Source organism: Aeromonas sp. R5-1 (assembly GCF_040908265.1).
Lineage (GTDB): Bacteria > Pseudomonadota > Gammaproteobacteria > Enterobacterales > Aeromonadaceae > Aeromonas > Aeromonas caviae.
In genome coordinates this window covers 1-19,939 of the sequence record NZ_JBFODJ010000107.1, presented here as the reverse complement: position 1 = coordinate 19,939, position 19,939 = coordinate 1, and the positions used below count along the sequence as shown (strand labels likewise).

The window sequence follows — 19,939 nt, the reverse complement described above, 5'->3', positions numbered from 1 at the left end:
TTATTCACTCTCCAAACTGATTAGGAAATGACCGCTGTTATGACCAACAAAGAGATAACCCCCAACTCTGACGCTCAATTGCCACTGGGCTGGCAAGCCGCTGCTGATGAAATCGACTTGCGTGAATTGGTGCTGGTGTTGTGGCGCCAGAAATTGTTGATCCTGATCGTCACCGCGCTGTTTGCCTCAGCGGGGATAGGTTATGCCTTGTTTGCACCCCAGCAGTGGTCCGCAAAGGCGGTGGTTGCCGAGCCCAAGCAAGAAGATACGCTAGTGCTGCAAAATGCCGCCGTACGGGCAGCATTGGTGGGGTTAAAAGGAGTGCCAACTGGGGAGCAGGCCTATAAGGCATTCATCATGGAATTCAATGCCTATGAAAATCGTCGTGATTTCCTTGAGAAGAGCGCGCAATTCAAGCAGGCGATCAATGAGCTGCAACTCGATGATAAGGCTCAGCGGCGCTGGGTGCGGGAGTGGGCCAAGTTGGTGGCCGCGACGCCGGTGGATAAGAAGGGGGAAACGCCTGGTATCGAGTTGACCTTTGCTGCGGATACCGCAATGGGCTCGCTGGCGCAATTGCGTGGCTATATCGACTACATCGTCGAGCTGCAACGCCAAGAACTCAAACGGCAGTTGGATCTTGAGAAGATCACCCTGATTGAAACGCTCCAACTCCAACAGCGCTTGGTGAGTGAGGATGCCCGCCGAGTACTGAAGCAAGAGATGGATCAGACCATGTTGTCGCTGCAAATTGCCAAGGCTGCTGCAGTGTCGCACCCCTTGGAAAATTATAGTGCCGAGGCTCGTTTCCCGATTGCCTTGGGTGATAAGGGGCTAGAAGAGAAGTTGAAGTTGCTCGGAACCATTGAGCTGGCCGTTTATGAACCCAAGCTGAGTGAATTGCAACAGCAGATTTCCCGTTTGAAGGGGATCGATCTCGAGGCTGTGCAATTTACCCCCTTCACCTATCTCGATACTCCTGATGAGCCCCTGAGCCGCGACAAACCCAAACGCCCGTTGATCGTGGTGCTGGCCACCCTGCTCGGCGGTATGCTGGGGGTGGGGATTGTGCTGGTGCGTCATGCGTTTCGCAGGCCGGAACAGGTATAGTGTTTATCTATGAGCGAAGGGGGCATCAGCCCCCTTTTTGTTTTTTGGGCGCAGCACATGGGAGTTGCCTGTATGGATGAAAGGGGCCGCAAAAAATGATGACAACGACGAGGGGCATGGTGATCGTCAGCATCCTTTACTGGCTGCTGGGCATGCATTTCTTTATGCACAATCCGGGGGGGGCCGGGCTCTATCTGCCCTTCAACGCCTGGGGCTGGATCTTCGCCAGCCTGGTCATCGCCCTCGGCCTGTGGCAGGTGACGCTGCGCCAGCAGTTGGTGACGTCCCCCCTGCTGGTGGGGCTCTGGCTGGGCGCCCTGCTGCTATGGCTGCCCATGGCCTATCCCGGCTTCGAGCTCCAGGATTACGCCATTCCCCGGCTGCTGGGGCTGTTTGCCGGTCTGCTGTTCCTCGCCAGCCTCTACCAGTGGCGGCTGGATCGCGGCGCGCGCGACCGGCTGCTCTATCTGCTGCTGGGTGCCGTCGCCATAGAGGCGCTGCTCGGCCTGGTGCAGTACTACCTGCTGGTGCCGGGCAACTGGATAGGCTATGACACCAAGGTCAACCGCCCCTACGGCATCTTCCAGCAACCCAACGTGATGGCGAGCTTTATGGCGACCGGGCTGGCGCTGGCCATCTGGCTGGAACTGCGAAAGGAGGGTAATCCCTGGCTCCAGGGGCTGTGCTATGGGGTGATAGTGTCCACCAGCTTGCTGCTGGTGGTATTGCAATCTCGGGTAGGGCAACTGGGCGGGCTGCTGGCTCTGATCCTGCTTGTGCCGCAGCTCTATCGTCAGCGCCAGCTGGGCCGGATGCTGGGATTGGCCGGACTCGGCATCGCCCTGGGCTTGCTGTCCCTCTATGGGTTGGCGGGAGCCAAGCGGGGGCTCGAAATCTACCAGTCCGGCGGCATGCGCTCCATCTATTGGCCCTATGCAGCGAAGCTGATTGCCGAGGCTCCCTGGACCGGCTGGGGCTACGGCAGTTTCGAGTCCGTCTTCCTGCAGCACTATATGGCCGACAAGGCGCAACATCCCGCCATGGTGCAGATCGAATACAACCTCGATCACCCCCACAACGAGTTCCTCTACTGGGCGGTGGAGGGGGGCATCGCCCCCATGCTCGGCATGGTGCTGATGGGGGGGGCGCTGCTGTGGCGTCTGAGCCGGGCGGGCTGGGTCAAGGGCGCCGCCTTGCTCGCGCTGGTGACCCCCATCTTGCTGCACACCCAGACCGAGTACCCCTTTTACCACGCCATCGCCCTGTGGTGGGCGCTGCTGCTGCTCCTGTATGCGATGGATGCAGAGGTGGAGGAGGGGGCCGAGGCCAGCTGGCGGGAGTATACCTACCGCCCCTGGCTGCTGCTGCGTTTCGCGGCCATCGCCATTCCCCTCATCGTGGTGCCCTTTATGCTGACGGCCATCCACACCGCCTGGGTGGTCACCCAGTACGAGCGCGGCGGTTACAAGCAGCCCGCCCTGCTGCTGGACATCGTCAACCCCATGGCCTGGCTGACCCGGGTGGAGTTCGACGTGAACGCGGTGCGCCTCATGGTCGGTCTGCAGGCCAACAACCAGGCGGAGCTTGAAGCCTACCTTGACTGGGGGCAGGCCTTCGTGCGCCATACCCCGAGGGCCAACATCTACGCCAACATGGTGATCGCCCTCAATGCCCTGGGGCGCACGGCGGAGGCGGACAACCTGCGGGCAAGCGCCCTGATGCTTTATCCGGGTGAGCCTTTGCTCACCGTGTCGGCCGCAAGAAAGGTGGCCGCGACCCTGGAGCGCAAGCCCTCTTCATGAGGGGCGTCTCAACCTGTCTACCATCACGGCCGCCTTTGCGGCCGTGATGGTTTTTGTGCCCGCCTCGTTGAAGGGGGAGGGGGCTGGTTGCCAAAGAGGTTCCCGGCCATCCGTTCACCTCGCCCGCGCACCGCGGCCGTTTTGCTGTACAAGGTTGCAGCAAGGGTTTCATCGGCTCGCAAAAATGGGGTTATCTGCTGGACGGCGCAAGCGCCTTGGCTAAGATAACCGTCTTAACGTCTTGTTTGGCAAGGGAGTATGACATGGAGATAGTACTAGGCCCATTAGAGGCCCGCGTGATCGGCTGCCTGATTGAGAAAGAGATCTGCACGCCGGATCAGTACCCTCTCTCGCTCAATGCACTGGTCAATGCCTGCAACCAGAAGAGCAACCGGGAACCCGTGCTGGAGCTCGCCGAGCTGGATATTCGCGCCGTGATCGACGAGCTGATCCGCCGCCGTCTGGTGGTCAATACCGCCGGTTTCAACGCCAGGGTGCCCCGCTATCAGCATCGTTTCTGCAATACCGAGTTCGGTGAGCTGAAGTTCTCGGCCCAGGAGCTCGGCATTATCTGCGAACTCTTGCTGCGTGGCCCGCAGACCCCGGGTGAGCTGCGTTCGCGCACCAACCGGCTGTGCAGCTTTGACGATGTGACCGAAGTGGATGCGGTGCTGGCCACCCTCATCGAGCGGGGGCCCTATGTGGTCAAGCTGCCCCGTGAGCCGGGCAAGCGGGAATCCCGCTACGCGCACCTGTTCAGTGGCGAGGTGGATCTGCAGGCGCTGGCCGACGCGGCGCCCGCTGGCAACCTTGTGTCACCGGCGGCAGACAGACTGGCAGCGCTCGAGGAAGAGGTCGAGCACCTCAAGGGGCAGTTGCAGGGGCTGGAAGCCCGTCTGGCCCGGCTGGAAGGCTGAGCCAACAATCTGTTTCCAGAAGGCGCTGCGGCGCCTTTTTTGATGACCGCGCCCCTCCTGCGGCCCGTTGCCCGGTGGCAGGGGCGAGTGCCCTGTCAGCCCTGTCGCTCGCGTACCCATCAAAGGCGCCAGCTTTTTTGCACTATTTCGCGCTTAAGGGTCGAGCCGCCGCCGCTTTCCCGTTAAAATTCCGCCTTTGCACTTGCCCGTGAGTTCTGATGTCAGCCTTCACCCTCTCTTCAGATTGCCATGCCCTGCTGTGCGAGCTGCATTTGCAGCGCGCCGCCAGCACTCGTTACCTGCAAGACACCCTCTATGCCCCGGGCGCACCCGGGCGTGCGCTGCTCGACACCCTCGAACAGTTGCAGCAGTGGGGGCTTGTCCGTCAACGAACGGAGCAGCAGTGGAGTCTGACGGCAGAGGGAACCCTGACCCTGATCCTGGCGGTGCGTGCGGGGGAGTGCCCCATGCCGCAGTGGTCCCGCATCCCCTCGGTCACGGGCCTGGAGCGGGCACAGGAGGTGGTGCGCGAGCTCTGTCTGGGGGAGGCGGGGCAGATCCCGGCCTATTACCAGAGTGCCGAACTCCTGAGCCTCCTGGATCTCGCCGATGCTCACCGCCTGCTGGCAGGCTCCAGCCCCGCCTGGCAGGCCCTGCTGCTCGAGCACTTCGCCCTGCAGGCCCTGCTTGATGCTGAGCCTGACGAGGGCTGGCCGCTGGCAACGCTGGTCGCCTCCTGCTCCCCGGCGCTCTCTGGCCAGATCCAGGCTCGCGCCCAAGAATGGGAGTGGCTCTGCGGCCCCTTTGGCGGCGAGGTAACCACTCACTGGCCTGCACTGCAACAACTGGTGCAGCAGGGGGATGAGCAACCCCTGGCCGAGCGGCTGCTGGGCGCGCTTGGCCAGTGGCAGGGGCAAGAGGCGTCGCCCTGGCCCCGGATGTTCAGCGCCCTGCTCTGGCTCGGCTGGTTGCAACAGGCAGATCCGGTGCAGGGGAGCGAGCAGCGCAAGAAGTGGCAGCGCAGTCTGGGCAATCACTCCCCCCTGCTGGCCGATCTGCTGGGGCAGTGGGCCGGTGATCGCCACGGCCAGGCGGTCGGCCTGTTCGATACCCTGCAACTGCCGCTGGAGGAGCTCCACTGGGGTTACCTCTGGCTCGATCTCTGCGCCCTGGCGCGCCATGGCGAGCAGAGCCCCCAGGTGACCATCTTGCACAAGTGGGACCTCTCTCACGTGCTGGACGCCGAGCCCCGGCATCGCCTGATGGTCTTCTGCCAGGATCTGCTGCGACTCCTGCTTGGCCGGGAGGCCGCCCATTGGCCCCTGCGCGCGTTGCGTCCTGCTCAAGGAGAGGAAGAGGATGCCACCGAGGGGGAAGGCAAGGCCCCCGCCTCGGCAAGCTGGCTCAACTGGCTGCAGGGATTGGGACGCTCGAGTGGGGTGCGCAAGCCTCGGGAGCGGCTGGTCTGGCTGCTCCACGCGGAGGGGCCAGAGCTTGAGTGCAAGATCCAGAAGCAGAGTACCAAGGGGGAGTGGACCGCCGGGCGAAGGGTCGATCCTGCCCTGCTTTCCACCCAGTACGCCAGCCTGCTGGATGAGGCGGACTGGGCACTGGTGCGTACCCTGCCGCGCAACATGGACAAGCTGCCCCGAGATGCCTGGGTGCCCCTGGCAAACCATCCTCGGCTCTTCAATGCCAAGGGGCAGAAGCTGCAACTGGCCATCAGTGCCCCTCTGCTGCAACTGGTACAGAGCGGGAAGGGCATGAGTGCCAGACTAAACCCTGCTCCCGCCGCCCGTGGTGCGCACATCGTCCCTCTTGCTCAGGATTTGTGGCAGCTTATTCTGACACCGCAGGCGCTGCTGGACAGACTACCGGCCCTGGAGGCCATTCCGGCATTGCCGCCGGCCGGGCTCGAGGAGCTGCAACGCACGCTGGATGCGATCCCCGATCTCCCCTGGCACAGCCAGGTGGCGGGCCTCAGGGGCAATGCCGAGCTGGCCCCCTGGCCCGGCGTTCCCTCCGTCCTGCTCGACTGGCAGGAGGGGCAGCTCGTGGTCCAGTTGGTGACCCGGGAGGGGGACCTGCCTCCCTTGCCTCTGGGCAAGGGGGAGGCCATCGTGCGCCAGGGTATCCGGGAGTATCACTACTGGCAGCGGGATCTGGCTGCCGAGAAGGACGATGCCCAGCGCCTTCGCAACCAGTTGCCCATCGGCCTGCCCGGCAACGAGTGGAAGCTGGACGGGGAGCAGGCGCTCACCCTGGTCAACGCCCTGCCCGAGCTGGTGGACGCCGGTGTGGTAGTGCACTGGCACCAGGACAGCGCCCGCCTCAAGAGCCTTGATGAGGCGGCTCTGAGCCTGCGCATCGAGCGGCGTCAGGACTGGTTCCAGGTGGAGGGGGCGCTCTCGCTGGACGAGCACCAGATCCTCGATCTTCGCCTCATCCTGCGCCAGCTGACACCGGGCCAGCGTACGGTGCAGCTCGACGAGAAGACCAGCCTGATGCTGAGCGACAAGCTGGTGGAACGCCTCACCGTGCTCGGCGCCATGCTGGACAACGAGCAGCGCATCAACAACAAGCTGGCCTATCCACTGGCCCGCCTGCTCTCCGTCATCACCACCGAGGGGGATGCCGCCTGGCAGAACCTTCAGCAGGAGTGGCAGCAGGAGGTGAGCTGTCCCCCCGAGCTGCTGACGGCGCTGCGGGACTATCAGAAGGAGGGGGTACGCTGGATGGCGACCCTGGCCCATCACGGCTTTGGCGCCTGTCTGGCCGATGACATGGGTCTGGGCAAGACCTTGCAGGCCCTCATCGTGCTGCGCATGCGCCAGCACCTGGGCCCGGCGCTGGTGGTGGTGCCCAAGTCAGTGGTCACCAACTGGCAGGAGGAGGTGGCCCGCTTTGCCCCCGAGCTCGAGGTGGTGGTGTTCGACCATCCCGCCGAGCGGGAGACCCTGATCCAGGGGGCCAGGGCCGGACAGATCGTCCTGGTCAACTACGGCATGCTCGGCAGTCTCTCCCAGGCGCTCAAGTCCCGCCGCTGGTCGAGCATGGTGCTGGACGAGGCACAGCAGATCAAGAATGCCGGTACCCAGCGCGCCAAGCTGCTGTTCCAGCTCGACGGGGATTTTCGCCTCGCCCTCTCCGGCACCCCCATCGAGAATCATCTGGGGGAGCTGTGGAGCCTGTTCAGCTTCATCAACCCCGGCCTGCTGGGGAGCCTCGGGGAGTTCAAGCGCCGCTTTGGCAAGGCGGTCAAGGATCCCCAGCACATGGCGATGCTGCGGGCGGTGATCAGCCCCTTCATCCTGCGCCGCCTCAAGCAACAGGTGCTGACGGAGCTGCCGGACAAGACCGAGATCATCCATCACATCAGCCTCTCCCCCGAGGAGCGTCAGCTCTACGAGGCGACCCGGCGCGAGGTGGTGCAGCAGGTGCAAAGTGCCGATGGCCGTGCCCTGATGCATGTGCTGAGCGGCCTGACCCGGCTGCGCCGACTCTGCTGCTCCCCCCAGCTGGTGATGCCGGAGTGGTCCCAGACCAGCAGCAAGCTGGACGAGGCGATGGCGCTGCTGGACGAAGCCATCGATGGTGGCCACCGGGTGCTGGTGTTCAGCCAGTTTGTCGATCTGCTGAGCCTGCTGCGCAGCCGTATCGAACAGCGGCAGTGGGACTACTGCTATCTGGATGGGGGCTGCTCGGCCAAGTCCCGTCAGGAGTCCATCCTGCGTTTTCGCCACGAAGCGGTGCCGCTCTTCCTCATCAGCCTCAAGGCGGGGGGCACGGGCCTCAACCTGACCCAGGCCGACACCGTGCTGCACCTCGATCCCTGGTGGAACCCGGCGGTGGAGGATCAGGCGAGCGATCGGGCACACCGCATGGGCCAGACCCAGCCGGTGACCGTCTATCGCCTGGTGTGCGAGCAGACGGTGGAGGAGAAGATAGTGGCGCTGCACGACGAGAAGCGGGCACTGGCCGACGGCCTCCTGAGCGGCCAGTCCGAGGTGAAGGGGCTGGATGTGGAGAGCCTGCGGGCACTGCTGATGAGCTGACGGCGGGCTGTCGCTCGATGTGACAAGGGGAGCATCCGTGATGCTCCCCTTGTCGTTTGTGGCGGTGCCGAGCCTGCGCTACTCCTGATAGAGGTAGAGGTGCAGCCGCTCTATGATGGGGTCACCGCCAATCTTGCGATCCCGACGTGCCTGGCGCAGCTTGGGCGGGTAGTGGCCCAGATGGGTGACGGCCGGCTGGGTATCGGAGCAGAGCAGCAGGGGGAGGCTCGCCTTGATCTGCTGCTTGCGGGGCTCCCTGTCCTGCCAGAGCAGGTTGATCATGGGGTGGGTCTTGACCGGCCTGCGGATCCGCAGGGCGGCATCCGCCGGCAGGCGGCGAATGTCGTATACCTCCTGATCCACCATCTTGCTCCACTCTTCGTTGTCAAAGAGCGCCGGTACATATCGGCGGCTGCGCTCCAGCATCTCCAGTATCTGCTCTCGGCTGAGGCGGCTGATGCTCTGCTTGTCGGCCCAGGTGAAGCCCAGCGAATGGAGATCCCCCTGAAGCCAGGTCAGCTTGCGATAGACCTGCAGGGTGATGACGCCGGGCAGGGCGCCGTGCACCAGCTCGAACTTCTCGTCCCGCCCGCCCGCCGCCTGCACCATGGCCTTGAAGGCGAGCTTGTGCGCGTTGATCTCCTCGATGACGGGTGCCAGCTCCCTGGCGCAGGCGGCAGGAAAGCGCAGCCAGCCGGGCAGACGGTGGGTCGCCTTGGTGGAGCAGCCGGGGCGGGCGCTGTGGTCCTGAAAGGCGGCGAGGGTGGCGGCCAGGGCCGCCTCGCCCGAGAGATAGCCCACCTCGATGGCCTCGATGGGCTCATGCTCTTCCCCCTGGGCCACGGCCGGGAGGGGATAGACATGAGCCTCCAGCAGGTCGAGCTGGCCCAGTTGCCGGGCAAGGCGTGCCAGCGACGCCTCCAGCAGGGCCATCTGTTGACGCAGGGCGGCGGTGGGGGTAAAGGTGTCCATCGGCAGATCCTGTGTGTGTGCCGCTCCCCTGTTCAGCATGGTATCGGGACAACGTGGGAAGGCAGCATGATAAACCACTGTATAAATAACCATACCAGCATGATGGCAGGGTGCCAAGTGTCCGGTGCCACCCTGACAATGGGGGTGACATGGGGGCATCCGGTTCAGGTTGCCTGTTCGTATCTTTTTGTTAAATAACGATCTTGTTGCGATCTATTTGTTAACAAACCCTGGTGACCGAGAGTTTGCACCCTGCTGACTCGGTGTCGTGCCGTGCATAGCTAGCGTGGGAAAGTGCATAGTTAGAAGTGGGTGGCGCAGGAGAAAATGCTGTCAGGCTGCCAGGGGGAAAGTTTCAGCATTATTTCATTTTAAAATCATATGGTTATGGTTGTTGCCCTGGCGATATCAACCATTACTTTTACTAATGTCATGTATCAAAATTCGTCAATTGAGGCACCTCCCCGCCCTGACTAAGCTTTGCGCATCAAATCCGAGCCTTGCGCAGAACTAGAGAGAGGAGCCATATCATGGCCAACATGACTTATACCGAAGCCGGTTACCAGCATTCCAGCGAATCGAATCTGGTTGCTCGCGTCAAGATGACCGTCCTGACCTGGCTGGAACGCAGCCGCAGCCGTCGCCAGCTCTCCGAGCTGCCCGCCTACCTGCTCAAGGACATCGGTCTGAACGAAGCCGACCGCTATCAAGAGACCACCAAGCCGTTCTGGCGTGGTTGATCAGCCGGGCATGGATGCCTTGTTTTTCTGCTGATCCCAGGGGCATTATGCCCACCAGTCTGCCGAAGGCATGCTGTCTTCACCTGCCGATACCCGTTCACCGCTTTCCCTCTCCCGTGTTTCCCCCCGCTTGATCCTGTTGCATGAGTTGTCACTCATTCTCGCCATTTTTGTATCCTTACTGTTTGAATTTGTTTAAAAACTGATTTTAAGCCCGGTTGCCTTGCGTATAATCCGGCCATGGCATTCCAGACTAAAGGGTGAGACGGATGATTCCCCAGCATGACTTTTTGGCCCTGACGCGCCGCCATGAGTGGCAGCTCGAGCCTTTCGCCTTCAATCTGACCGACGGTACCCGGGTGAGCGTGTGGGATACCGGCGTGATCTGCCTGGAACCCGCTTCCGCGGCGGGGCAACCCGGGCACAAGGACATCGTCCTCTCCTGCGGCATCCACGGCAACGAGACCGCCCCCATCGAGATCTGCAACCAGTTGCTGACCCGGTTGCTCGCAGAGGAGCTCAAGGTTCGTCACCGGGTGCTCTTCCTCTTTGGCAACCCTGCCGCCATGAACCAGGGGGTGAGGGAGGTGGAAGAGAACATGAACCGCCTCTTCTCGGGCGCCCACAGCAAGGGGGAGGGGCTGTGCAACCGGGAGCGCATCCGCGCCATGCGTTTGGAGCAGTATGTGAGTCGCTTCTTTGCCGACTCGGCCAGGCCCCGTTACCACTACGATCTCCATACCGCCATTCGCGGCTCGCGCCACGAGAAGTTTGCCGTCTATCCCTTTCCCCACGAACGCCCCCACTGCAAGGAGCAGGTACGTTTCCTCGGTGCCTGCGGCGTGCGCACCATACTGCTCTCGAGCGGCCCGACCACCACCTTCAGCTATTACAGCTCGCACCAGCACGGCGCCCATGCCTTTACGGTGGAGCTGGGCAAGGTGCGGCCCTTCGGTGAAAACGACATGACCCGCTTCATCGAGGTGCGCCAGACATTGCAGGAGCTGGTGACCCGGGATGAGGTGGCCCTCGAGCCCTGGCGAGCCGATGACTTCACCCTTTTTGCCATAGATCGGGTGATCAACAAGCAGTCGGAGCAGTTCCGCTTCCTGTTTGCCAGCGATGTGGACAATTTCACCGAATTTCCCCAGGGTTTTGTGCTGGCAGAAGATGGGGATCGGCAATACAGGGTAGAGAAACCGCGGGAGGCGGTGGTCTTCCCCAACGCCAACGTGGCCATCGGGCAGCGCACCATGCTGCTGGTGGTACCCACCCGTTTGTGGGAGTGAATTGACGCCTTTTTGTCATGCTGATCCTGCGCCACGGGCGGTGGCAAGCAGCATGGCGGTGATGGGTATGATCCCGAACTCGATATGACAGGGAGCCTGAACAGGCTCCCTTCTTTGTTTATGCTCGCTGAAAATTCCGATTACCTTCGAAAATAAAAGAAGTTTCTACTGGTCTTACCTGGATGAATCTCGTTGCCCTTTGGTTAACATGTTGTTTACATTTTAAATGTCACCTCATGGTGGTGACGCTGACAACGGCAAGGAGCCAGTTATGACCCATGTCGACATCCCCTTCCTTCGTTACCTCGATGAGGAGGGGCGCCCGGTCGCGACACTGCCGACCTGGCTGGACAAGGCGATGCTGCACACCTTCTACCGCAACATGGTGATGGTGCGCAGTTACGACAAGAAAGCGATAGCACTGCAGCGAACCGGCAAACTCGGCACTTTTCCCTCCCATCTCGGGGCGGAAGCGGTGGGGATCGGGGTCGGGCTCGCCATGCAGCCAGAGGATGTCTATGTGCCCTACTACCGGGACATGCCCACTCTCTACGTGAGGGGCGTGCCCATGGAGCAGAACCTGCAGTATTGGGGCGGGGACGAGCGTGGCAGCGTCTTCTACAAGGCCGATGGCGAGTTGTCGGAAGACTTGCCCATCTGCGTTCCCATCGCCACCCAGATCACCCATGCTGCCGGCATCGCGGCCGCCTTCAAGCTGCGCAACCAGCCCAGGGTCGCCGTGGTGACCATCGGCGATGGCGGCACCTCCAAGGGAGATTTCCTTGAGGGGCTCAACTGTGCCGGTGTCTGGCATCTCCCCATGGTGATGATCATCAACAACAACCAGTGGGCCATCTCGGTGCCGCGCAAGTTGCAGTCGAGCGCGCCCACCCTGGCCCAGAAGGGTATCGGGGCCGGGGTGCGCAGCCTCCAGGTGGACGGCAATGACGTGGTGGCGGTCTATGAGGCGACCCGCGCTGCCGTCGAGCGGGCTCGCAGCGGCAAGGGGCCGACGCTTATCGAAGCCGTCAGCTACCGGCTCGGGGATCACACCACCGCCGATGATGCGACTCGCTATCGTGACGGCGCCGAGGTGGAAGCGGCCTGGGCCAGGGAGCCGGTCAAGCGGCTGCGCCAGTTCATGTTTGAACGGGGCTGGTGGGACGAGCAGCAGGAACAGGCGCTGCTGGCAGAGGCGGGCCGGGAAGTGGAACGCGCCGTTGCCGCCTACGAGGCCATCACGCCCCAGGCGCCGGAGACCCTGCTCGATTACCAGTTTGCCGAGCTGCCGAAGGCCTATCTTGCCCAGCGCCAGCGCATCATCGCCAAGGGCATGCAGCAGAGCGGGGAGGGACTATGAGCGATATCACGCTGCTCGAAGCGATCAATCTGGCGTTGCACCACGAGATGGCACGCGATCCTGATGTGGTGGTACTGGGAGAGGATGTGGGGGTCAACGGCGGTGTGTTTCGCGCCACCGTGGGGCTTCGCGACAAATTCGGGTTCAAGCGGGTCATCGATACGCCGCTGGCCGAAGGGCTCATCGCCGGGGTGGCGGTGGGCATGGCGACCCAGGGGCTCAAACCCGTGGCCGAGTTCCAGTTCCAGGGCTTCATCTTCCCGGGCATGGAGCAGATCATCTGCCAGGCGGCGCGGATGCGAAACCGGACCCGTGGCCGCGTCACCTGTCCCATCGTTTACCGCTCCCCCTACGGCGCCGGCATCCATTCACCCGAGCACCACAGCGAGAGCGTCGAGGCCCTGTTTGCCCATATCCCCGGGCTGCGGGTCGTGATCCCTTCGAGCCCGAAGCGGGCTTACGGCCTGCTGCTGTCGGCCATTCGGGATCCGGATCCCGTGATGTTCTTCGAGCCGGATCGCATCTATCGCTCCATGAAGTCGGATGTGGTGGATGACGGCATCGGCCTGCCGCTGGATGTCTGCTTCACCCTGCGTCCCGGCCGGGACATCACTGTGGTGGCCTGGGGTGCCTGCATCCAGGAAGTCATGCGTGCGGCGCACCTGCTGGCGGAGCAGGACATCCAGTGCGAGGTGCTGGATCTTGCCACCATCAAACCCCTGGACATGGAGAGCATCCTGACCTCGGTACGCAAGACCGGGAGGCTGCTGGTGGTACACGAAGCCTGTGGCAGTTTCGGGGTGGGTGCCGAAATCGTGTCCCAGGTGACCGAAGAGGCGATGACTGCCCTCAAGGCGCCGCCAAGACGCCTCACCGGCGTGGATGCCGCCGTCCCCTACTATCGCAACGAGGAGTATTACCTCATCACCGAGCAGGAGATCGCGCAGGCGGCTCGGCAACTGATGGAGAACCAGTGGCTATGACGCACGACAGGTACGGATGCGCAAGTGCCAGGGCCACAGGGCTCCATGGTGTCTGTCAATGTTTGGTGATGTCCCAGCAGAGGGAGAGCAGGTCATGAAATTTTTCAAATTGCCGGATCTGGGCGAAGGACTGGCCGAGGCCGAGATCGTCGAGTGGAAGGTGAGCGCCGGTGATACGGTGCAGGTAGATCAGGTACTGCTGTCGGTGGAGACAGCCAAGGCGCTGGTGGATGTGCCCTCACCGGTGGCCGGGGTCATCGCCAGATTGTGCGGGCAGGAGGGGGACATCCTCCACATCGGGGCACCGCTGGTGGAGTTTGAAGGGGGCGAGGATGACGGCACCGTCGTTGGCAAGGTCAGCGCCCATCAGCAGCATATCGAGGATCATTTCGTGGTGGGGGCCATGGCGCCCGGCGGCACGCTGGTACAAGCCATGCCTGCGGTCCGTCTGCTGGCGCAAAAACTGGGGCTGGACATCGACAAGGTCAAGGGAACCGGCAGCGCTGGCATGGTGACCGAGCAGGATGTGCAGCAGGCGTTCGAGGCCCAGCAGGAGAGCGGCAACGAATTCCTGAAAGGCTCGCGCCGGGCCATGGCCAAGGCGATGGAGCTCTCGCACCGGACTGTGGTGCCGGTGAGCATCACCGACGAAGTGGACTTGCGCCATTGGCGCCCGGATGAAGATGTGACGGTGCGCCTCATCAAGGCGATCGGCGTGGCGTGTCGGGCCGAACCCTCCATGAATGCGTGGTTTGACGGAGAGACCCTGTCGCGGCGTCTATTCAGGGAGGTCAATGTGGCCATCGCGGTCGACTCCAAGCATGGGCTCTATGTGCCCGTGATGGAGAACGTGGCAGAGCGGGACCCGGCTGACATACGGCAGGGACTGGATCGGATGATCGCCGATGTGAAGGCCCGTGCCGTGCCGCGGGAAATGCTGCAGGGGGCAACCATCACCCTCACCAACTTTGGCGCCATCGCAGGCCGTTACGCCAGCCCCATCGTCACACCACCCCAGGTGGCCATCATAGGAGCGGGCAAGTTGTTCGAGAAGGTGGTGTTCATCCACGGCGAGGCGCGCCCGGTGCGTGCACTTCCCCTGTCGATGACGTTTGACCACAGAGCCTGCACCGGTGGAGAGGCTGCTCGCTTCCTCAAAGCCCTGGTTCAGGCACTGGAGTCGGCACAGGTCTAAACCGCTGTACCCCGCCGCTGGCGGGGTACAAATTTGTTTGCGTAATCGACAAAGGCACGTATAATCTCAACCAGCTTGAAAGGGCGATAGTTATGTCAATGAATATGATGTTTTACATCTTTTCCTGTTGTTCATAAGTAATCCCGTTTTTTGAGCTTTACCCGCTGAAAAGCATAAGTAATTATTTTGAATACAGGTTTAAAGATATGTCTAACATGATCACCGGTACCGTTAAGTTTTTCAACGAAACCAAAGGTTTTGGCTTCATCCAGCAAGAAAACGGCCCGGACGTTTTCGTTCACTTCAGCGCCATCCAAGGTAACGGCTTCCGTACCCTGGCTGAAGGTCAGCGCGTACAGTTCTCTGTGACCCAAGGTCAAAAAGGCCCGCAGGCTGAGAACGTAACTGCTCTGTAATTCTTGCAGAATTTAAGAAAGCCGTGGTACCTCTGGTGCCACGGCTTTTTGTTTTCATGGCTTCATCAATACGCGTCATGACCCTGCTCGCATCCCTCTTGCTGACCGTGGCGTTGACCGGTCAGGCCAGCCCGCCAACGCCGGATCCTGCGGTGAATGATGCCGTGTCCGTGTGTCAACAGTTTGTACATGTTCGTCTGGGAAACGCGGTGAAACCCGATGAGATCAGGGTACAGCCGGTGCCAAAACGGGCGGGAGAGTGGCTGGTCGATGGCAAGATAAAAGGACCCGAAGGTCCTTTGCTGTTTGCTTGTCTGCTGCGACAAGGAGAGCGCTGGGAGTTGCTCAACTTCTCGCTCTGGGCACCACAACCGCTCAATTCGGCTTGAGTGCAACCAGCAGGTGTTGGAGATGCTCCAGCATGGTCATGCCGAAAGGGGTCAGATAGCCGCCATCTGCTGCGGTGATCAGGCCCTGGCTGTGCAGGCGCGCTGCCGCCTGGCAAAGCGCTTCCGACATGTCGCTGCGCAGCTTGATCCCCAGGCTCATGTTGGCCGGATCAAAACACGCCAGTATTTTCAGCTCATTCACAAAATCGTCAGAAACCTGGTTGATCCCACTCATGGATGCACTCCTTACGCTAAAGATGTATGCAACCTAGCATCCCCGGTGCCTCTTTAGTGGGCGCTGGCTCAAACAATTGGCCTTTATCGGGGCCGCTCTGGTTCAAACGCTGCTTTTTTGGACGCTATCTATCACCGGTCCGGCTGGACGCAAACGCCCCCAGCAAGGCAAACATGCTAGAATGGCACCCTCGTTCACCCTCATGACCAGGCGTGATGCCAGGTCATCTTGTTCAAGGCGCGTCTCATGATCACTGTCACTCTGGTCTCTCTGCTGCACTCTCTGGGTCCCCGTTTTCCTGTTTATGCTCCCTCCTTGCTGCTCCCTCTCCTAGCGCAACATCAAGGAGATCTCTGGCTGCCGGCCATTCGCGGGGAAGACGTGACGACCCTGCGTCAGCATGGCAAGGATGCCCAGAGTCTGGCTACCTTGTCGGCAGGCTGGTGTGAATTCGCGGCCCAGAGCAAAGAGACGCCGGAGCTCGATGCGCTGGCAAGTTACGATGAGGAGATGCTGGACAACCTGCAGATGTACTGGCGCCACCCGAGCAAGATAAACAGCCCGATCACCGATAACCTGTTCGAGCTGCGCCGCGAGGTGGTGGACGAGGCCCATGGCGGCAAGCTGGTTGCTGCCTGGAGTACCGCCCAGCAAGCACGGCTTGAGCAGATCATGGTGGGGGTCGCTGCGGGGCGGGATCAGCTCTGCTTTGTGGAGGTGGAGTCCGCCTATTGGCTGAGGGAGCGACTAGGTGAGACCGCGGGACTCCGGCTGTTGACCCCCGAGCTGGGGTGAGGCGATGGAAAGACAGATGACCGATTACTCCTGCTGGACAAGGGGTCGGCAAGATGTGAACATGTCGCCCTTTATTGAACGAGAGACTTGACCGATGAGCTATGAACTTAGCGACACCGAGCGCAATGCCGCGCTGCAACTGAACGCCGATTACCGCTTTGATCACTTCATCAGCAAGTTGGTCGAGCACGAAGAGCTGTTTGTCCTGACCGACGAACACGGCGTCATGATGCTGACGACCGAAGAGGAAGACTGCATCCCGGTATGGCCGCATCCCGACTACGCCAAGGCCTGGGCCGAAGGGGAGTGGGCCGAGTGCAAGCCGCAATCCATCACCCTCAAGGTGTGGCTGGATCGCTGGGTGGATGGCATGGAGCAGGATGATCTCTGCGTGGCCGTGTTCCCGACGCCGGATCAGGAAGGGATTGTGCTGGATCCGGCCGACGTCGCCGACGCCATTGCGCAAAAGCAGGCCAAACGCGGCTGAATGCCCTCTGCCTGGTGCCATCCCGGTTGTAACAAAGACCCCGCCAATGTGCGGGGTCTTTTGTTTTGGGGCTGACGGTGCCAGCTGCCCTATTTCTGTTGGTAGGTGGTATCCGTGATGGTCACTGGCGGGAAGGTCTGCCCCCCTTTGATGGCGGCCCGGGTCTGCGCCTTTGCCGCTTCGTCAATCCAGAGCAGGCCGCCGAAGCTGTAACCCGAGTTGGAGCCGTCGAGGGGCCAGTAGAGCAAGTCGCTCTGAGGGGTTGCCGGCACCTTGGGCAGGCGTATCCAGCGCCAGGCGCCGGCCCGGGTATAGGGCACCTGATAGGCGGGGACGAAGCTGGCGAGCTCATAGAGTCGCTGCTGGATCTGGCGGGAGAGGTCGGCCTTCTTGCCGAAATCGAACGCCTTGTCGTATTGCTCCACCAGGGCCGAGATCCTGTCGTCATCGATGTTCATGATGTTGTTGGTCTGGGGCTTGTTGGCATTGACCCTGTGGAAGTGTTCCCAATAGGCGGGATAACGACCACCGCTCCAGGCCATCCAGGCACTCTGGTGTTTTTTCTCCAGCATGGATTTGAAGCCGGCAGACGCATCCATCAGATTGAGCTCGAGGTTGAGCCCCGCCTTTTTCGCCTCTTCCCGCAGCAGGGTGAGACGCTGGGCATGTTCCGCCGTGGTGTAGGTGATGCTGAGGGAGAGGGGCTGGCCCTTGTCGTTTCGCAAGATGCCATCCGGTCCGGTCTTGGTAAAGCCCGCCTTGGCAAAGAATTCGCGAGCAAGGGCGGGATCGAAGGGGCGCGCCTTGAGGTCGGTATTGGTGAAATCTCCCTGGCCCGAGCCATAGGTGTTGAGACGCTGGTAGTCCCCCCGCAGTAGGGTCGCGATCATCTTGTCCAGGGCGAGGGCGTGCTGGATGCCGAGTCTGACGTCGAGATTGCTCAGCAAGGGATCGGCGGTGTTGAGATAGAGCCCCATGGGGGGCTGAGGCGTCTGGTTGTAGAACCAGAGCCGCTCGATATAGCCCTTCTCGAATTCGGCGGTTTTGCTCTTGTCATGCCACCAGTTGGGCATCACGAGTGGGAAGGTGTCGAGCTCACCGCGCAGGAAGTGCTGCCAGGCGATGTTCTGATCCCTGAGCACCTTGATCTCGATGCGATCCGGATTGAAGCGGTGCTGGAAGTAGCGCTCGTCGTTCCCCCACCAATCCTTGACCCGGTCGAAGGTAACCGACTTGCCCTTCCTGAGCTCGCCAATCTGGTAGGGGCCGGTGACCGGCAGCACCTTCCAGTTGTACTCCTTGACCCAGTTGGCGGTCAGCTTGATGGCGTGGCTGGGCTCCGGGGTGAAGGGGAGAGCTTCGAGCAGATCTTCCCGGCTCTTCTCGGTGCCGCTGGTGATGGCGAGGGTGTGATCGTCAAACTTGGTCACTTCGCTTATCTGGGTGCTGTAGTAGTTGTTGTACCAGGGGTCGTTGATCTCCTTGCTGCGCATCATCTTGAGGGTGAAGACCCAGTCATCCGCAGTGACGGGCTGGCCGTCCGACCAGCGGGCCTTGGGGTTGATGCGAAAATAGAGCGTCTTGTTATCCGTGCCGAAAGCCCACTGGTTGGCCAGCATGGGGATGGGATTACGCGTCACGGGATGGGTGCTCAGGAGCGGCAGGTTGGTCTCGCGCACGTAGGCTGCAAAACCGCCGTTGGAATCCGGCCCGTATTTGCGCAAGGTGAGCGGAAAGCTCGACATGAAATCCCGGAAGGTGCCGCCTCGCTTGGCCTCGGGGTCTGCATAGACGGGGTCGGTGTCGTTGCTCTCCCATTTGAGATCTGCCGGCAGGGTGGCACTCCAGCCGAACGGGCTCCAGCAGAAGGGGAGTAGCATGGCCGTGACCCGCATGATGCCTGGTAAAGAGGGGATGATCGAAAGTGACGGATGACGCATGTCCTTGCTCTCCTGATGATGGCGTCCTGCCGAAATAACGGGGTGGGCCCAAGAGGGCCTGACCCATGATGGGAAGTTTCCCGGGCGAGGTCAATCCTCGGTTTGGGTCTTCAAGAAGCGCATCTTGCCCCCCAGCAGATGCACCACGAAGCCGAGCAGTACCAGACCCGAGCCCAGCCATTGCAGGGGAGTGGGGTGTTCATCGAGCAGCAGGGCGGCGGCCACCATGCCGACACAGGGCACCAGCAGGGAGAGGGGGGCAACCTGGGCCACCGGATAGCGCATCAGCAGCCTCCCCCACAGGCCATAACCGAGCCAGGTGGCGATAAACGAGAGATAGAGCACGCACAAGACGCCCTGCCAACGGATGTTGAGCAGGCTGCTTGCGATGAGTTCGGGCCCCTCGAACAGCCAGGAGAGCGCGAAGAAGGGCAGGATGGGCACCAGCCCGCCCCAGGCGACCAGGCTCGGCAGAGAGGTGCGATAGCGCAGACCTATCTGGCGATTGATGACGTTGCCGAGGCCCCAGCAGGCGGCTGCGCACAGCGTCAGCACAAACCCGATGAGGGTGAGGTTGCCCTCCCCATGGGTGGCAATGAGATAAAGACCTGCTCCCGCCAGCGGCAGTGCTACCCAGTGGTGGGGCTGCCAGCGCTCTCCCAGCCAGATCATGGCGAACAGCAGGGTGAAGACCACCTGGGATTGCAGCACCAGGGAGGCCATGCCGGCGGGCATGCCGAATTTCATGGCACAGAACAGGAAGGCAAACTGGCCCAGGCTGATGGCACCGCCATAGGCCAGCAGCCAGCGCCAGGGCATGGCAGGCCTGGGAACCAGCAGAATGGCGGGGAAGACGACTCCGACGAAACGCAGTGCTCCCAGCAGCAGTGGGGGGATGCCTTCCAGCCCCCACTTGATGGCAACGAAGTTGAGTCCCCAGCAGAGAATGACCAGGGCGGCCAGACACTTGTCCTTGGTTTGCATGCAGCATCCTTGTTTGAGCGGCGCCGGCACGGCAGGGCGCCGAAGGGGTCGAGCATACCTGCTACAGGGTGGGCACCGTCAAGGGCGCAGGTGTCTGCCGGGCGAGTGCGGGCGGGCTAAGCTAAAAGTGAGAGCCCGGATTGACGGGCTGGCGTCGATGGCTGACCGGAGGTATTCCATCTTAAATGCGAAAGGGGACTCCCTCCGACGTAGGTGGGAGGGGAATTTCGCCGGGGCGTCAGCCCCGCTGGTTTTGAATGTATTGCTTGA

General features: G+C 61.7%; 17 protein-coding genes. 13 read left to right on the top strand and 4 right to left on the bottom strand.

Going from position 1 to position 19,939, the window contains the following annotated elements; translation table 11 throughout:
- Nucleotides 1–39 precede the first annotated feature (39 nt).
- The 4 genes from AB5Y64_RS15025 (at nucleotide 40) to AB5Y64_RS15010 (ending at nucleotide 7,884) form a co-directional block, all read left to right on the top strand.
- A complete protein-coding gene (locus AB5Y64_RS15025) occupies nucleotides 40–1,110 on the top strand; it encodes an LPS O-antigen chain length determinant protein WzzB (protein ID WP_128314142.1) in 1,071 nt (356 codons plus the stop codon).
- A gap of 98 nt (nucleotides 1,111–1,208) precedes the next feature.
- Entirely contained in the window at nucleotides 1,209–2,912 is a 1,704-nt protein-coding gene (locus AB5Y64_RS15020; protein ID WP_368204126.1) for a Wzy polymerase domain-containing protein, read from the top strand.
- Between the two features lie 263 nt (nucleotides 2,913–3,175).
- On the top strand, nucleotides 3,176–3,829 hold the full coding sequence (locus AB5Y64_RS15015; RefSeq protein ID WP_039040218.1) for a YceH family protein: 654 nt from the start codon (nucleotides 3,176–3,178) through the stop codon (nucleotides 3,827–3,829).
- 218 nt (nucleotides 3,830–4,047) lie between these two features.
- The gene (locus AB5Y64_RS15010) at nucleotides 4,048–7,884 is read left to right on the top strand and encodes a DEAD/DEAH box helicase (protein ID WP_368204087.1); all 3,837 of its coding nucleotides are present in this window, start codon (nucleotides 4,048–4,050) and stop codon (nucleotides 7,882–7,884) included.
- Between the two features lie 78 nt (nucleotides 7,885–7,962).
- Here AB5Y64_RS15010 and AB5Y64_RS15005 read toward each other — a convergent pair whose 3' ends face one another.
- The gene (locus AB5Y64_RS15005; RefSeq protein ID WP_368204085.1) at nucleotides 7,963–8,856 is read right to left on the bottom strand and encodes a DNA replication terminus site-binding protein; all 894 of its coding nucleotides are present in this window, start codon (nucleotides 8,854–8,856) and stop codon (nucleotides 7,963–7,965) included.
- 530 nt (nucleotides 8,857–9,386) lie between these two features.
- Here AB5Y64_RS15005 and AB5Y64_RS15000 point away from each other — a divergent pair.
- The 7 genes from AB5Y64_RS15000 (at nucleotide 9,387) to AB5Y64_RS14970 (ending at nucleotide 15,228) form a co-directional block, all read left to right on the top strand.
- Nucleotides 9,387–9,596 carry a DUF1127 domain-containing protein gene (locus AB5Y64_RS15000; protein ID WP_010675316.1) on the top strand — a complete coding sequence of 70 codons (210 nt, stop codon included), beginning with the start codon at nucleotides 9,387–9,389 and terminating at the stop codon, nucleotides 9,594–9,596.
- Between the two features lie 269 nt (nucleotides 9,597–9,865).
- The gene (gene astE / locus AB5Y64_RS14995; RefSeq protein WP_161470518.1) at nucleotides 9,866–10,885 is read left to right on the top strand and encodes a succinylglutamate desuccinylase; all 1,020 of its coding nucleotides are present in this window, start codon (nucleotides 9,866–9,868) and stop codon (nucleotides 10,883–10,885) included.
- Between the two features lie 271 nt (nucleotides 10,886–11,156).
- Nucleotides 11,157–12,245, top strand: a complete 1,089-nt coding sequence (gene pdhA, locus AB5Y64_RS14990; protein WP_041214862.1) for a pyruvate dehydrogenase (acetyl-transferring) E1 component subunit alpha — start codon at nucleotides 11,157–11,159, stop codon at nucleotides 12,243–12,245.
- A complete protein-coding gene (locus AB5Y64_RS14985) occupies nucleotides 12,242–13,228 on the top strand; it encodes an alpha-ketoacid dehydrogenase subunit beta (protein ID WP_041214863.1) in 987 nt (328 codons plus the stop codon). Before pdhA ends, AB5Y64_RS14985 begins: the two co-directional genes overlap by 4 nt.
- A 94-nt stretch (nucleotides 13,229–13,322) precedes the next feature.
- Nucleotides 13,323–14,423: a dihydrolipoamide acetyltransferase family protein gene (locus tag AB5Y64_RS14980; RefSeq protein WP_010675312.1), complete on the top strand. Its 1,101-nt coding sequence runs from the start codon at nucleotides 13,323–13,325 to the stop codon at nucleotides 14,421–14,423.
- 206 nt (nucleotides 14,424–14,629) lie between these two features.
- Nucleotides 14,630–14,839 (top strand): cold-shock protein, encoded by a 210-nt coding sequence (locus AB5Y64_RS14975; RefSeq protein WP_005302803.1) that lies wholly within the window; start codon nucleotides 14,630–14,632, stop codon nucleotides 14,837–14,839.
- Between the two features lie 77 nt (nucleotides 14,840–14,916).
- The gene (locus AB5Y64_RS14970) at nucleotides 14,917–15,228 is read left to right on the top strand and encodes a hypothetical protein (RefSeq protein WP_103260431.1); all 312 of its coding nucleotides are present in this window, start codon (nucleotides 14,917–14,919) and stop codon (nucleotides 15,226–15,228) included.
- Here AB5Y64_RS14970 and AB5Y64_RS14965 read toward each other — a convergent pair.
- Nucleotides 15,215–15,463 (bottom strand): TIGR02647 family protein, encoded by a 249-nt coding sequence (locus AB5Y64_RS14965; RefSeq protein ID WP_010675310.1) that lies wholly within the window; start codon nucleotides 15,461–15,463, stop codon nucleotides 15,215–15,217. The two genes, AB5Y64_RS14970 and AB5Y64_RS14965, sit on opposite strands and share 14 nt — an antisense overlap.
- A 246-nt stretch (nucleotides 15,464–15,709) precedes the next feature.
- Between AB5Y64_RS14965 and AB5Y64_RS14960 the strand changes: the two genes are divergently transcribed.
- Nucleotides 15,710–16,258, top strand: coding sequence for a hypothetical protein (locus AB5Y64_RS14960; RefSeq protein ID WP_010675309.1), 549 nt, complete (start codon nucleotides 15,710–15,712; stop codon nucleotides 16,256–16,258).
- Between the two features lie 94 nt (nucleotides 16,259–16,352).
- The gene (locus AB5Y64_RS14955) at nucleotides 16,353–16,745 is read left to right on the top strand and encodes a DUF2750 domain-containing protein (protein ID WP_010675308.1); all 393 of its coding nucleotides are present in this window, start codon (nucleotides 16,353–16,355) and stop codon (nucleotides 16,743–16,745) included.
- 89 nt (nucleotides 16,746–16,834) lie between these two features.
- Here the strand turns inward: AB5Y64_RS14955 and AB5Y64_RS14950 are convergent, their stop codons facing one another.
- Together AB5Y64_RS14950 and AB5Y64_RS14945 are read right to left on the bottom strand one after the other, a co-directional pair.
- On the bottom strand, nucleotides 16,835–18,640 hold the full coding sequence (locus AB5Y64_RS14950; protein ID WP_180344759.1) for an extracellular solute-binding protein: 1,806 nt from the start codon (nucleotides 18,638–18,640) through the stop codon (nucleotides 16,835–16,837).
- A 135-nt stretch (nucleotides 18,641–18,775) separates the two neighbouring features.
- Nucleotides 18,776–19,669, bottom strand: a complete 894-nt coding sequence (locus AB5Y64_RS14945; protein ID WP_010675306.1) for an EamA family transporter — start codon at nucleotides 19,667–19,669, stop codon at nucleotides 18,776–18,778.
- Between the last annotated feature and the right edge of the window lie 270 nt (nucleotides 19,670–19,939).

Coding starts and splice junctions, on each gene's coding strand:
- AB5Y64_RS15025 (WP_128314142.1), top strand. CDS start 40: ATGACCAACAAAGAGATAACCCCCAACTCTGACGCTCAATTGCCACTG.
- AB5Y64_RS15020 (WP_368204126.1), top strand. CDS start 1,209: ATGACAACGACGAGGGGCATGGTGATCGTCAGCATCCTTTACTGGCTG.
- AB5Y64_RS15015 (WP_039040218.1), top strand. CDS start 3,176: ATGGAGATAGTACTAGGCCCATTAGAGGCCCGCGTGATCGGCTGCCTG.
- AB5Y64_RS15010 (WP_368204087.1), top strand. CDS start 4,048: ATGTCAGCCTTCACCCTCTCTTCAGATTGCCATGCCCTGCTGTGCGAG.
- AB5Y64_RS15005 (WP_368204085.1), bottom strand. CDS start 8,856: ATGGACACCTTTACCCCCACCGCCGCCCTGCGTCAACAGATGGCCCTG.
- AB5Y64_RS15000 (WP_010675316.1), top strand. CDS start 9,387: ATGGCCAACATGACTTATACCGAAGCCGGTTACCAGCATTCCAGCGAA.
- astE (WP_161470518.1), top strand. CDS start 9,866: ATGATTCCCCAGCATGACTTTTTGGCCCTGACGCGCCGCCATGAGTGG.
- pdhA (WP_041214862.1), top strand. CDS start 11,157: ATGACCCATGTCGACATCCCCTTCCTTCGTTACCTCGATGAGGAGGGG.
- AB5Y64_RS14985 (WP_041214863.1), top strand. CDS start 12,242: ATGAGCGATATCACGCTGCTCGAAGCGATCAATCTGGCGTTGCACCAC.
- AB5Y64_RS14980 (WP_010675312.1), top strand. CDS start 13,323: ATGAAATTTTTCAAATTGCCGGATCTGGGCGAAGGACTGGCCGAGGCC.
- AB5Y64_RS14975 (WP_005302803.1), top strand. CDS start 14,630: ATGTCTAACATGATCACCGGTACCGTTAAGTTTTTCAACGAAACCAAA.
- AB5Y64_RS14970 (WP_103260431.1), top strand. CDS start 14,917: ATGACCCTGCTCGCATCCCTCTTGCTGACCGTGGCGTTGACCGGTCAG.
- AB5Y64_RS14965 (WP_010675310.1), bottom strand. CDS start 15,463: ATGAGTGGGATCAACCAGGTTTCTGACGATTTTGTGAATGAGCTGAAA.
- AB5Y64_RS14960 (WP_010675309.1), top strand. CDS start 15,710: ATGATCACTGTCACTCTGGTCTCTCTGCTGCACTCTCTGGGTCCCCGT.
- AB5Y64_RS14955 (WP_010675308.1), top strand. CDS start 16,353: ATGAGCTATGAACTTAGCGACACCGAGCGCAATGCCGCGCTGCAACTG.
- AB5Y64_RS14950 (WP_180344759.1), bottom strand. CDS start 18,640: ATGCGGGTCACGGCCATGCTACTCCCCTTCTGCTGGAGCCCGTTCGGC.
- AB5Y64_RS14945 (WP_010675306.1), bottom strand. CDS start 19,669: ATGCAAACCAAGGACAAGTGTCTGGCCGCCCTGGTCATTCTCTGCTGG.